Raw genomic sequence first — 12,944 nt, 5'->3', positions numbered from 1 at the left:
GGAACCCAAGGTTGCATGCTGAGTGGCGCTGCTGGATCTAACTCCAAGCGTAAAACTTAGGTTCCCGCCTGCGCGGGAACGACGGCGGGCAAGCTTACGACCGCTCCCGCTCCACGCGATTGACCCCCGCCACCCGGCGCAAGTTGCGAATCAGCTGCGCCAGATGCACCCGATCCTTGATCTGGATCGTGAAGCGCAGCTGCGTCATGCTGTGCTCGTCATCCTCGTCCATGCCGACATAGGTGATGTTGGCGTCCGACTCGCCGATCTCGGCGGCCACGCGGGCGAGAATGCCTTTTTCGTTGTTGATCAACAGGCGGATGCGGCAGTCGAAGCGGCGGTTGAGCTCGTCACCCCACTGCACCGCGATCCAGCGGTCCGGTTCCTTGGCGCGGATGCGCTTGGCCGGCAGGCAGTCGCAGGTGTGGACCACCAGCGCCTGGTCGCGCCGCAGCTGGCCGGTGATCTGGTCGCCCGGGATCGGCAGGCAGCAGGGCGCCAGTTGCACCGCCACGCCTTCGCTGCCATAGATCGTGACCGGCGCGATCTCGCTGGCGGGCAGGGGTTTACTCGACGGCAGCAGTTCGGGGTCGCCCTCCATCAGGCCGAAGATATGGCGCGCCACCAGGGCCGGCATGCGCTTGCCGATGCCGATGTCGGCATACATTTCTTCCATCGACTTGGCCGAGGTTTCGGCCAGCAGGCGCTCGATGACGGCGTCCGACAGGTCTGGCTTGATATTGCGTACGGCCAGCGCCTGGGCCAGCAATTCCTGCCCCAGGTCGACCGATTCGTTGACGTCGATCGCGCGCAGGTGGTGACGGATCGCCGAGCGCGCCTTGCCGGTGCGCACAAAAGTGAGCCAGGTCGGGCTTGGGCGCGATTCCGGGTCGGTGATGATCTCGACGATGTCGCCGTTGTGCAGCTCGGTGCGCAGCGGCTGGTCTTCGTTGTTGATCTTGACGCCCACCGTGTGGTCGCCGATGCCGGTGTGGATCGAGTAGGCGAAATCCAGGGCCGTGGCGCCGCGCGGCAGGGCGATGATCTTCGACTTGGGCGTAAACACATACACCGAATCCGGGAACAGGTCGACTTTCACGTGTTCGAGGAACTCAGCCGAGTCGCCGGTCTGCTGCTGGATGTCGAGCAGCGACTGCAGCCAGGCATGGGTGCGCTGTTGCAGGTCGGACATGTTCGAGTCGCCCGTCTTGTACAGCCAGTGCGCCGCCACGCCGCTCTCGGCGGTGCGGTGCATCTCTTGCGTGCGGATCTGGAACTCGACCGGCGTGCCGTAGGGGCCGATCAGGGTGGTGTGCAGCGACTGGTAGCCGTTGATCTTGCCGATCGCGATATAGTCCTTGAACTTGCCGGGCATCGGCTTGTACAGGGCGTGCAGGGTGCCGAGCGCCACATAACAGTTGGGCACGCTGTCGACGACGACGCGGAAGCCATACACGTCGAGCACCTGCGAGAACGACAGGTGCTTGTTGCGCATCTTTTTATAGATGCCGTACAGCGTCTTTTCGCGGCCATAGACTTCGAACTGCAGGCCGCTGGTCGCGAGCTGGTTCTTGACCGCCTCGAGGATCTTCTTGACCACTTCGCGGCGGTTGCCGCGCGCGGCCTTGATCGCCTTCGACAGCGTCTGGTAGCGCAGCGGATACAGGTGCGAGAACGAGAGGTCTTGCAGCTCGCGGTAGATATTGTTCAGGCCGAGGCGGTGGGCGATGGGGACGTACACTTCCATCGTCTCGCCGGCGATGCGGCGCTTCTTGGCCGGCACCATGACGCCCAGGGTGCGCATATTGTGCAGGCGGTCGGCCAGCTTGATCAGGATCACGCGCACGTCGGACGCCATCGCCAGCAGCATCTTGCGGAAATTTTCCGCCTGCGCTTCGAGCTGGCTCTGGAATTCGATCTTTTCGAGCTTGGACAGGCCGTCGACGAGGTTGGCGACCTGGGCGCCGAAACGCTCGATCAGTTCGTCTTTCTTGACGTCCTGGTCTTCGATCACGTCGTGCAACAGGGCGGCCATGATGGCTTGCGCATCGAGCTTCCACTCGGCGCAGATCTCGGCGACGGCGATCGGATGGGAGATATAGGGCTCGCCCGACTTGCGGACCTGGCCCAGGTGCATCTCGTCGGAGAAGCGGTAGGCTTCCTTGACCTTCTTGAGTTCGGCGGGCGTGAGGTATTCGGACAGCATCGTGATCAGCTGCGTGACCGATGCGACGCCGGGAGCGACGGGCTCGAGGTAATCGGGAGGACGATTGTCGGCACGCCGCTCGCGTGGAGCAGCAGGGTTGCGTGTATTGGTCGAATCTGGGGACAGGTTCATTACGTTAAATCGTCAAGCCGTAGTGATCACAGAATAACAGAAGACGGGATAACGCTAATCCAGGCAACCCCGAAGGGAATTACATCGGCACTTTTTTCAGCATTTCCAGGCCAACCTTGCCGGCGGCGATTTCGCGCAGGGCGACGACGGTCGGCTTGTCTTTCGCTTCGACCTTCGGGGTGTGGCCTTGCAGCAACTGACGAGCACGGTAGGTAGCGGCCAGGGTCAGCTGGAAGCGGTTCGGGACGTTCTTGAGGCAGTCTTCGATGGTAATGCGGGCCATGTGTGTGCTCCTGATATGCGAAAAAATTCAGTTCAAAACGGGTAACGACAACGGTGAAAAGCGCGCCTGAATGGCGCGCTGATCACGATTGAGGTTGATGCGCGTGGATTCCCAGCTGGGCAAACAGCGTAGCGTTGCGGGCGGCCTGTTGGGCGAACCGGCAACGTGTCGCTTTGACAATCGCCTGCAGTTCGGCCAGGGCGACGTTAAACTCTTCGTTGATGATAGCATATTCGAACTCCGGAGCGTGAGCCATCTCGCCGCCGGCCGCCAGCAGGCGGCGCGTGATGATGTGCGGCTCGTCCGTGCCACGCTTGTGCAGGCGCTCTTCCAGCGCCTCGATCGACGGCGGCAAGATGAAGATGCCGGCCGCGTCCGGGAACAGTTTCTTCACCTGGCGCGCGCCCTGCCAGTCGATCTCGAGCAGGATGTCGGTGCCGTTCTTCATCTCTTGTTCGACGGTCAGGCGGCTCGTGCCGTAGTAATTGCCGTGCACCTCGGCCCATTCCAGGAATTCGCCGCGTTCGGCGCGGGTGACGAAATCCTCGGCGGTAGTGAAGTGGTAATGCTCGCCATCCAGCTCGCCCGGACGCGGCTTGCGGGTCGTGGTCGAGATCGACAGCTTGATGCCGGGTTCCTGCGCCAGCAGGGCGTTGACCAGGCTCGATTTGCCGGCGCCGGACGGGGCGGCGACGATGAACAGGCTGCCGGAGAAGGCGTGTGGGAGCATGGTAAATCCTTTGTCAATACGTTGGTGCGGCGCGGGCCGCGGTAGTTCATGTAAACGCTGAACGCGTCGGCGGCGTAGCCGCCAACCCCACGTAGGGTTGACGGGTTTCCCGTCAACGCGTTCAACCGGCCCTGGATCAGCCGAAAAATCTTTTACTGCCGGATCACTCCAGATTCTGCACCTGCTCCCGCATCTGCTCGATGAGGAGCTTGAGTTCCATCGACGCATCCGCCAGCTCCTTGACCGAGGCCTTGGCGCCCAGCGTGTTCGCTTCACGGTTCAGTTCCTGCATCATGAAGTCGAGGCGCTTGCCGACCTGGCCGCCTTTTTTCAGGATGTGGCGGGTCTCGTTCAGGTGGGCCGACAGGCGCGACAGCTCTTCGGAGACGTCGATCCGGATGCCGTACAGCGTCACTTCTTGCCGGATCCGCTCCAGCACTTCCTGGCGCGTGAGCGTCGACGGATTGCCGTGGCCGGCCAGGCCCAGGGCGTCCTGCATGCGCTCGACCGCCTTGTGCTGGAATTGCGAAATGACTTGCGGGATCAGCGGCGTGATGCGCTTGACGATGGCTTCCATCGATTCGATGCGCGATTGCAGCATCGATTCGAGCGCCGCGCCTTCGCGCTTGCGGCTGTCGACGAAAGCGGCGATGGTGGTGGCGGTGAGGGCGGCCACATCAAGCTGGAGCGACTCCTGGCCGATCGTCGATTCTTCGATGACGCCGGGCCAGCGCAGCAGCTCGGCCACCGTCATCGGGGATGCCTGGGCAAAGTGACGCGTGACTTCGCCCTGCAGGCGGGCGAGGTCGGCCAGCAGTTCCTGGTTCAGCGCCGAGGAGCCGCCGCTGACCTTGCGGCCGAACGACAGGCGCACCTCGACCTTGCCGCGCGTGATCGCGGCCATGATCGCCGAACGCAGGTCGGGTTCCAGCGCGCGCAATTCGTCATTGATGCGGAACTGGAGATCGAGGAAGCGCGAATTGACGCTCTTGATTTCGATCGTGAGGGTTCCTGCAGCGCCTTCGCTGGTGGCGACCGCATAACCTGTCATGCTTGAAATGCTCAATGGGATCCCCGGTTTTTATTCTTTACAAAGCCGACATTTATCCACACAATCGCCCTGTTTAGCAAGGAAACCCACTTGGATGGCTGCACAGAATAACGCTCCCCTGCCCGATGGGCTGGACATTGCCGGATACCGCATTGTAAAGAAAATTGCGTCCGGTGGGTTCAGTATTGTTTACCTTGCCTATGACGGCGAGGGCAATGCGGTCGCCATCAAGGAGTATTTGCCGAGCGCGCTCGCGCTGCGCCAGCCGGGCGAACTGGTGCCCGTCGTCGCCAAGCCCCACCTGGCCGTGTTCCGTATCGGCCTCAAGTGCTTTTTCGAAGAGGGCAGGGCGCTCGCGCGCATCGTGCACCCGAATGTGGTGCGCGTGCTGAACTTCTTCCGCGCCCACGACACCGTCTACATGGTGATGGCTTACGAATCCGGGCACTCGCTGCAGGAACACATCGCGCGCGCCGCCGCCAAGGGCAGCCGCCTGGGCGAGGGGTTCGTGCGCCAGGTATTTACGGGCGTCTGCGCCGGCCTGCGCGAGGTGCACGCCAACAAGCTGCTGCACCTCGACCTCAAGCCCGCCAACATCTACCTGCGCACCGACGGCTCCCCCTTGCTGCTCGACTTCGGCGCCGCGCGCCAGACCCTGCACAGCGATGCGCCGATGCTGGCGCCGATGTACACGCCGGGCTTCGCCGCGCCCGAGCTGTCCGCGCGCGGCGCCAGCCTCGGACCGTGGACCGATATCTACAGCCTGGGCGCCGCCATGCTGGCCTGCATGAGCGCCACGACGCCGCAGTCGGTCGAGGCCCGGCGCGCCGGCGACCGGCTGCTCGAGCAGCTGGATACATTGGTGGGACGTTATTCGCCCGAGCTGATCGACCTCGTGCAATCTTGCCTGGCGCTCGATCCGCTCGCGCGTCCGCAGAGCGTGTTCGCGATCCAGAAAGCGCTGCAGGCCGCACCGGCGGCGCCGCGCGCGGTGGCGTCCGCATCGGTGTCCCCATCGGCGCCGGCACAGGCGCGCGGCGGCTGGCGCGGACTCGTCGACCGTCTCGGCGCCTTCGGGCGCGGCCAGGGGTAATCATGCAATTCTCCGTCTACCAGCAAAGCCATATCGGCGGCCGCAAGGTCAACCAGGACCGCATGGGCTACTGCTTCACGCGCGACTCGCTGCTGCTCCTGCTGGCCGACGGCATGGGCGGGCACATGAACGGCGAGATCGCCGCGACCATCGCGCTGCAGACGGTGTCGATGATGTTCCGCATGCAGGCGCGTCCCTACGTCAAACGCCCCGAGCGCTTCCTGGAAGAAGCGCTGCTGCAGGCCCACCACGACATCCAGGCCTATGCCGCCACCCACGGCCTGCCCGAGATGCCGCGCACGACCGTCGTCGCCTGCCTGGTGCAGCACAACTGCGCGGTATGGGCCCATGCCGGCGACTCGCGCCTGTACTGGGTGCGGCGCAACCAGGTGCTGGCGCGCACGCGCGACCATTCGCATTTCGAATACCTGGTCGACCGCGGGCGCGCCGATCCGAGCGAGCGCGCGACCCACCCCGACCGCAACAAGCTGTACAACTGCCTGGGCGCCTCGAGCGCGCCGAAGATCGAGCTGTCGCACCAGGTCAGCCTGCAGCCGGGCGACGTGCTGCTACTGTGCTCCGACGGCCTGTGGTCGATGCTGCCCGAGGCCGAGATCGTGCACCGCCTGGCGACCGGCAGCGTGGTGCAGGCCGTGCCCGCGATGGTGCAGACCGCGGCCGCCGTCGGCGGCGCCCAGGCCGACAACACGACCGCGCTGGCCATCGCCTGGCAGGGCGCCGACACCGCGCAGGCCGGCCTGCCCAATGTGATCTCGACCCAGCTGCTGGGCGAGGACATGGTCAGGTCGACCATCGTCGGGGCCGAGGCCGCCCCGGGTGGCGCGGACGCCTTCGGCGACGACGACATCGAAAAAGCGATCGCCGAGATCCGTGCGGCGATCGAGAAGTCATCCCAGGTCATCAAGTAAACAAGCAAACAAGAAAGCAACCATCATGACATTTGAACAGCGCCCCAGCGGCCGCGCGGTCGACCAGCTGCGTCCCGTCTCCATCACCCGCAACTACACGCGCCACGCCGAAGGCTCGGTGCTGATCGAGTTCGGCGACACCAGGGTGATCTGCACCGCCAGCATCGAAGAGAAGGTGCCGGGCTTCTTGAAGGGCAAGGGCCAGGGCTGGCTGACCGCCGAATACGGCATGCTGCCGCGCTCGACCCATAGCCGCATGGACCGCGAAGCCGCGCGCGGCAAGCAGAGCGGCCGCACCCAGGAAATCCAGCGCCTGATCGGCCGCTCGCTGCGCGCCGCCTTCGACCTGGAAGCCTTCGGCGAGCGCACGCTGCACCTCGATTGCGACGTGATCCAGGCCGACGGCGGCACCCGCACGGCAAGCATCACCGGCGCCATGGTGGCGGCCCATGACGCCTTCGGCAAGCTGGTGGCGGCCGGCCTGATTCCGGCGATCCCCGTGCGCCACTTCGTGGCGGCGGTATCGGTAGGCGTGTATCGCGGCGAGCCGGTGCTCGACCTCGACTATCCGGAAGATTCGGATTGCGATACCGACATGAACGTGGTGATGACCGAGGCCGGCCACTTCATCGAAGTGCAGGGCACGGCCGAAGGCGCGGCGTTCGACCGCGCCGGCATGAACCGCCTGCTGGACCTGGCGCAGCAGGGCATCGCCGACCTGATCCACCTGCAGAAGCAGGCCTTGCGGCTCCTGTGACCTGCATGGGGTGTGTGAAGCCGGTAAAATAGCCGGCTTATCCAATCCAACCCGCATAACCATGACCCAACGCCTGATCCTCGCCTCCAATAACGCCGGCAAGCTGAAGGAGTTCGCCCAGCTGCTCGGCCCCATCGGTTTCGAACTGCACCCGCAGGGCGAATTCGACGTGCCGGAGGCGGAAGAGCCGTTCGGCACCTTCGTCGAGAACGCGCTGGCCAAGGCGCGCCACGCGTCGCGCCTGACCGGCCTGCCGGCGCTGGCCGACGACTCGGGCGTGTGCGTGAATGCGCTCGGCGGCGCGCCGGGCGTGTATTCGGCGCGATTTGCCGGCGAGCCGAAATCGGACGCCCGCAACAACCAGAAGCTCGTCGCCGACCTGGCAGGGCTTGCCGACAAATCGGCCTATTACTATTGCGTGCTGGTCTATGTGCGCCATCCGGACGATCCGCAGCCGGTGATCGCCGACGGCCGTTGGAATGGCGAGATCATCGCCAATCCGCGCGGCGAGAACGGCTTCGGCTACGATCCGCATTTCCTGATCCCGTCGCTCGGCAAGACCACCGCCGAGCTGGCGCCGGAACAGAAGAACGCACTGTCCCACCGCGGCCAGGCGCTGCGCGCGCTGGTCGAGAAACTGAAGTCCGCCTGACATGATCCCGATTAAAGTCGCCGCCCCCGGGCCGAGCGAGCCGCGTTCGCCGGCCAGCGCCGCGCTGCAATACCTGCAGCCGGGCGCGCTCAACCTCTCCGCCTTGCCGCCGCTGTCGCTGTACGTGCACTGGCCCTGGTGCGTGCGCAAATGCCCGTACTGCGACTTCAATTCGCACGAGGCGAAGGGAGAGTTGCCCGAGCAGGCCTACCTGGACGCGCTGCGCCTCGACCTGGAGCAATCGCTGCCGCTGATCTGGGGCCGCAAGATCCACACCGTCTTCATCGGCGGCGGCACGCCGAGCCTGATGTCGGCCGCCGGCCTGGACCGCCTGATGTCCGACCTGCGCACCCTGCTGCCGCTGGAGCTGGACGCCGAGATCACGATGGAAGCCAATCCCGGCACCTTCGAGGCCGAGCGCTTCAAGAGCTACCGCGCGAGCGGCATCAACCGGCTGTCGATCGGCATCCAGAGCTTCAATCCGGCGCACCTGAAGGCGCTGGGCCGCATCCATGATGGTGACGAAGCGTTGCGCGCGGTCGAGATCGCGAAGAACACCTTCGAGAACTTCAACCTCGACCTGATGTACGCGCTGCCGTCGCAGACCCTGGAAGAGGCACGGCGCGACCTGGAAACGGCGCTGTCGTTCGCGCCGCCGCACCTGTCGCTGTACCACCTGACGATGGAACCGAACACGGTATTCGCCAAGTATCCGCCGGCGCTGCCGGACGACGACCTGAGCGCCGACATGCAGGACATGATCGCCGAGGTGACGGGCGCCGCGGGCTACGAACACTACGAAGTCTCGGCCTATGCCCAGCCGGGCCGGCGCGCGCGCCACAACCTGAACTACTGGAAGTTCGGCGACTACCTCGGCATCGGCGCCGGCGCACACTCGAAGCTCTCGTTCCCGCACCGCGTGCTGCGCCAGGCGCGCTTCAAGCAGCCGGCGTCGTTCATCGAGGCCGCCAAGCGCGGCAATCCGGTGCAGGAAGAACACGAGATCGGCCGCGCCGACATGGGTTTCGAATTCATGCTTAACGCGCTGCGCCTGACCGGCGGCTTCGATCCGAACCTGTTCGGCGAACGCACCGGCATGAACATCGGCGCCATCACGAAGGCGCTGAACGAGGCCGAGGCGAAAGGGCTGATCTACCGCGACCACAAGCTGATCAAGCCGACCGAGCTGGGGCAGCGCTTCCTGAACGACCTGCAAGAGATGTTCCTGGCCGAGTAAGACCTAGATTTCAACCGCGCCGGCCAGCGCCTCCAGGGTGCGGGAGAGACCACCGACGATGCGCGCCATGCCGTCGTAGTCGTTGCGATCCTGCGTCCGGTTTTGCTCCTGGTCGGGCTCAGCCCCGGCGTGGAAATAAGGGAAGCGCAGGAAGCCGGCATCGGTGATCACCAGCGCAGGCCCGTCTTCCGGCCCGCTGCCATGCCCCGACAGGGTGAGTCCCATCACGTGGGCCGGCGCCGCCAGTCCTTGCCGGGCTTGCATCGGATCGTTGCGCAAGGCGGCCAGCGCCTGGCGCACCTGGGTCGACGATTCGCGCGTTCCAATGAAGGCCATGAAGTTGCCGCCATCGCGGCGCGCGGCGATGGCGCGCCGGTCCGCTCCTGCGGCAGGTTCATCATTCACGAAAAAGACGAAGCGGACTTCGGTGCCGTAGGCGGGATGCAGCGTCCTGGCCGCGCGCGCCAGTTCGAGCACGGCGGCGGCGCCGGCGATCCCCGCAGGGGCATCCTGGTCGAGGTGGGCGCCGACGATGAAGGTGCGGGCGGGGCGCTCGCCGGGCGCCAGCCTGGACACCGCCACCTCGATGCTGCGGCCCGGATGCGCCGCGTCGCCGCCTTGCCGTACGTGAGGGGAGTAACCGTAGCGCCGCAACGAGGTTTCGACATGGCGCAGCGCGCTGTATGGCTTGGCCGACGCGGCGGACGCCAGCGCCTGGGTGTGCATCTGCAGGCGCATCGCCAGCGGCGGCACACTCGACCTGGTGTCGAGGGTCACCAGGGCCAGCACGATCGCCAGCAGGATCGCGAGGATGACTTTCCAGTGTGAGTTGAAAAAATTGCGCATGGCGTCACACTGCGCCGCGGGGCGCATCGTCGACAGTCGATGGAGCCAGTGTATCCAAATCGCTGGCCGCACGCCCCGCCGCACTGGCAATTCCGCGTTACAACTTGGACAAGACGGAACGTGCCGGTTTTCGTTGTCCCACGCGCAGGCGCGCCCGGCTGCGGTGCCAGTGGAGAGTTGCGCACCATCAACCTCGTGGAAAGGTGCCATGGCTATGATCGGGTTTGCTCATAGGCATTAGCGAACTGCTCACATGAGGTGGATACCGTGATTATCGATAAGTTTGCCGCCGCTGCTGGTAGTTTGACCGACATGAACCGCGCCATACGGCTGCGTCTGTCCACCCCAAGCGGTATCGTCGACGATCTGCTGCTGGTGAAATATGTCAGCGGGGTCGAGACGATCTGCGGGGGGATTGAATATGCGCTGCAGTGCGTGTCACTTCAGGCGGGCATGGAGCTCAAGCGCTTCATCGCCAATCCGGTCGAACTTCAATTCGTGACAGACTCGGGCAAGCTTCGTACCGTATGCGGGATCATCGGTGGCGTGATCGAAGGGCAGAGCGACGGCGGGCTTGCAACTTACCAGTTGATGATTCGGGACGCTGTTTCGCTGCTCGAGCAAACCTGCAATACACGGGTTTTCCGCAATCGCAACGAGATCGACATCACCGAAACCATCTTGCGCGAGTGGCGCCAGGCCAATCCGATCGCGGCGGCCGCATTTCGTTTCGAGTGGGGCGGGTTGAAGCAGTATCCACCACGCGAGTTTACGATGCAGTACAACGAATCCAACGCTGCTTTCTTGCGGCGTCTCTGGAAGCGTCGGGGTATCGCATGGTTCATCAAGGCGGGCGCCTCGAATGAACGAGGAAGCAGCGATGTCCCGGTCCATACGCTGGTCCTTTTCGATAGTCCTAACGCGCTGGAGCAGAATCCGGCCGGTGCGGCGCGCTACCACCGTGATCACGGTACCGAGCAACGCGACAGTATCACCTCCTGGCATGCGGTACGTAACCTGACGGCTGGGCGTGTCAATCGCCATAGCTGGGATTACGCTCAGACGTGGTCCATGACTAGCCAGGAAACGAGTCTCGTCGATCAGGGAGCGATGGGGAATCAGTTCGCTGCCAGTCTCGATGAGTACCTGATCGATTCGCCACATGCTGGTGACAATGGCGACGACTATCGGAGCCTTGGCGTGCTGCGCATGCAACGCAAGGAATACGAGGCCAAGTTCTTCCAGGGAGAAAGCGGCGATCGGGACATGCGGGTTGGGCAGTGGCGTCGCATCGATGGGCATCCGGAGATCGATACCCATCCAGCTGATCAACGGGAATTCGTCTGCACCGAGCTGCGGGTGGAAGCCGAAAACAACTTGCCGAAAACGCTCGACGAAAAGGCCGGGCGTCTGTTCGCCCTGAACCGCTGGAGCGGCGATCGCGCCGCCTTGATGCATGCCAGTGCTGAACGCGGCGTGCGTTACACGAACCGATTTACGTGTGTGCGGCGGGGGATCCCGATCGTTCCCGCCTACGATCCGCGCATCGAGCTTCCGCGAACCGAGGCGCAGACCGCTATCGTGGTCGGACCTGTGAATCAAGAGATCCACTGCGACGAGCGTGGTCGGATCAAGGTCCGATTCCCTGCGTGCCGGCCGGAAGACCATGCGCATGCGGATGGCGCTGGCGCTTCCGGCAGTGATCGTGATTCGGCCTGGTTGCGCGTTGCTTCAGGGTGGGCGGGTAACGGATATGGGGCTATCTCCCTGCCGCGCGTCGGCGACGAGGTCGTCGTCGTGTTCTTGGGCGGCGATCCGGACAAACCCCTCATCATCGGGAACGTCCATGGCGCTCGAACGCCGTCACCTTCGTTCAGCCGCAATAGCGTTCTTCCCGGCGACAAGCACCTTTCTGGAATCGTGAGCAAGGAAGGGCAAGGGATGCGGGCCAATCAGCTTCGCATGGACGATACGCCGGGGCAGATCAGTGCGCAGCTTGGGAGCGAACACGCGCATAGCCAGCTGAATCTCGGTTATCTCACGCAGCCAAGGCGTGACGGTTCGGCCGAGCCGCGTGGTGAAGGTGCAGAACTGCGTACTGACGCAGCGTTGTCCTTGCGGGGCGGGCAAGGGATTCTTATCAGTGCGGATGCGTCACTGCGCGCTGTGGGGCGGTTGCTCGATCGCGATGGATTGGCTGGCCTCGCAGAGGCGTTGTCGACTATACAGACGCAATTGGCAGAGCTGGCCGAGACGCATGAGACGGATGCAGTCGAAGGAGAATCGCTGGCGCAGCTTAAGTCGCATCTTGAGCAATGGGAGGATGGCAGCAACGCAGCGGGCAAATCGGCGTCGGGAGAGTGCGGGAAGCCGATTGTCGCTATCGAAGCGCCGGCCGGAGTGCTGCTGGGTAGTCAGGCGGGCGTGGCGATTGGGGCGCAGAGCCATATCGATCTGGTCAGCGTTCGAAATACGCAGGTTTCGGCCGGACGCAAGTTGATCCTTCATGCCCTGCAGGGAATCAGTTTGTTTGCGCATTCACTGGGGGCCAAGTTGGTTGCGGGAAGCGGAAAGGTTGAAATCGAGGCGCAGGATGAGAACGTGGAGATCACATCGGCGAAACGTATCGTCCTTTCCGCCACCGAAGAAATCGTCTTGCAATCCCCGAAGGTGACGGTTGTGACCCAAGGTGCGCAAGTGGCACTCGGGGATGGCGCAATTACGCATCAATGCACTGGCAGTTTCACAGTCAAATCTTCGAAAACCGAGTTTCCAGGTGCTGGTGACGGAGGTTCGCTTTCCATGCGCATGCCGAAGAGCATGGTTGAACATGACCAGCGCGTGCGGTTGGCGGATCTATCGACTGGTGAGCCGCTTGGCAATCAGCGTTATCGGGTGACATTAGAAGATGGACAGGTCATTGAAGGGCGTACCACCGCCGACGGGATGACGGAGAATTTTAAAACTGATATCCCGTTCGGTGGTTACACTATCGAAGCACTCGATGACTGAATGCTTTGGCGAGGAG

At 63.8% G+C, this 12,944-nt stretch carries 11 protein-coding genes; 6 read left to right on the top strand and 5 right to left on the bottom strand.

Features of this window, described 5'->3' with window-relative positions; genetic code table 11:
* Positions 1–94 precede the first annotated feature (94 nt).
* From ABIB42_RS03180 to ABIB42_RS03165, 4 genes are all read right to left on the bottom strand, one after another.
* Positions 95–2,338 carry a RelA/SpoT family protein gene (locus ABIB42_RS03180; protein ID WP_005665921.1) on the bottom strand — a complete coding sequence of 748 codons (2,244 nt, stop codon included), beginning with the start codon at positions 2,336–2,338 and terminating at the stop codon, positions 95–97.
* Positions 2,339–2,417: 79 nt separating this feature from the next.
* Positions 2,418–2,621, bottom strand: coding sequence for a DNA-directed RNA polymerase subunit omega (gene rpoZ, locus ABIB42_RS03175; protein WP_005665923.1), 204 nt, complete (start codon positions 2,619–2,621; stop codon positions 2,418–2,420).
* A gap of 82 nt (positions 2,622–2,703) precedes the next feature.
* Entirely contained in the window at positions 2,704–3,351 is a 648-nt protein-coding gene (gene gmk / locus ABIB42_RS03170) for a guanylate kinase (RefSeq protein WP_005665925.1), read from the bottom strand.
* 163 nt (positions 3,352–3,514) lie between these two features.
* Entirely contained in the window at positions 3,515–4,402 is an 888-nt protein-coding gene (locus ABIB42_RS03165) for a YicC/YloC family endoribonuclease (protein WP_005665927.1), read from the bottom strand.
* 94 nt (positions 4,403–4,496) lie between these two features.
* On the opposite strand from ABIB42_RS03165, the gene ABIB42_RS03160 reads away from it, so the two are divergent.
* The 5 genes from ABIB42_RS03160 to hemW all read left to right on the top strand — a co-directional run bounded on the left by ABIB42_RS03160 (position 4,497) and on the right by hemW (position 9,070).
* Complete coding sequence (locus tag ABIB42_RS03160) at positions 4,497–5,495, top strand: serine/threonine-protein kinase (RefSeq protein ID WP_184238963.1); 999 nt, start codon at positions 4,497–4,499, stop codon at positions 5,493–5,495.
* Positions 5,496–5,497: 2 nt separating this feature from the next.
* Positions 5,498–6,424 carry a PP2C family protein-serine/threonine phosphatase gene (locus ABIB42_RS03155; RefSeq protein WP_219864964.1) on the top strand — a complete coding sequence of 309 codons (927 nt, stop codon included), beginning with the start codon at positions 5,498–5,500 and terminating at the stop codon, positions 6,422–6,424.
* A gap of 25 nt (positions 6,425–6,449) precedes the next feature.
* Positions 6,450–7,181, top strand: coding sequence for a ribonuclease PH (gene rph, locus ABIB42_RS03150; protein WP_005665932.1), 732 nt, complete (start codon positions 6,450–6,452; stop codon positions 7,179–7,181).
* 61 nt (positions 7,182–7,242) lie between these two features.
* Positions 7,243–7,833, top strand: a complete 591-nt coding sequence (gene rdgB / locus ABIB42_RS03145; protein ID WP_005665933.1) for an RdgB/HAM1 family non-canonical purine NTP pyrophosphatase — start codon at positions 7,243–7,245, stop codon at positions 7,831–7,833.
* Between the two features lies 1 nt (position 7,834).
* Positions 7,835–9,070: a radical SAM family heme chaperone HemW gene (gene hemW / locus ABIB42_RS03140; protein WP_312485378.1), complete on the top strand. Its 1,236-nt coding sequence runs from the start codon at positions 7,835–7,837 to the stop codon at positions 9,068–9,070.
* A 3-nt stretch (positions 9,071–9,073) separates the two neighbouring features.
* Here hemW and ABIB42_RS03135 read toward each other — a convergent pair whose 3' ends face one another.
* Positions 9,074–9,916 (bottom strand): hypothetical protein, encoded by an 843-nt coding sequence (locus tag ABIB42_RS03135; protein WP_219864962.1) that lies wholly within the window; start codon positions 9,914–9,916, stop codon positions 9,074–9,076.
* Positions 9,917–10,183: 267 nt separating this feature from the next.
* On the opposite strand from ABIB42_RS03135, the gene ABIB42_RS03130 reads away from it, so the two are divergent.
* Positions 10,184–12,928 (top strand): type VI secretion system Vgr family protein, encoded by a 2,745-nt coding sequence (locus tag ABIB42_RS03130; RefSeq protein ID WP_229520511.1) that lies wholly within the window; start codon positions 10,184–10,186, stop codon positions 12,926–12,928.
* The last annotated feature ends 16 nt before the right edge of the window (positions 12,929–12,944 follow it).

The organism is Massilia sp. UYP32, from assembly GCF_050434365.1.
In the GTDB taxonomy this organism is placed as follows: Bacteria; Pseudomonadota; Gammaproteobacteria; order Burkholderiales; family Burkholderiaceae_D; genus Telluria; species Telluria timonae.
The sequence above is the reverse complement of the archived record's forward strand: the minus strand, read 5'-3'. Positions and strand labels throughout refer to the sequence as shown.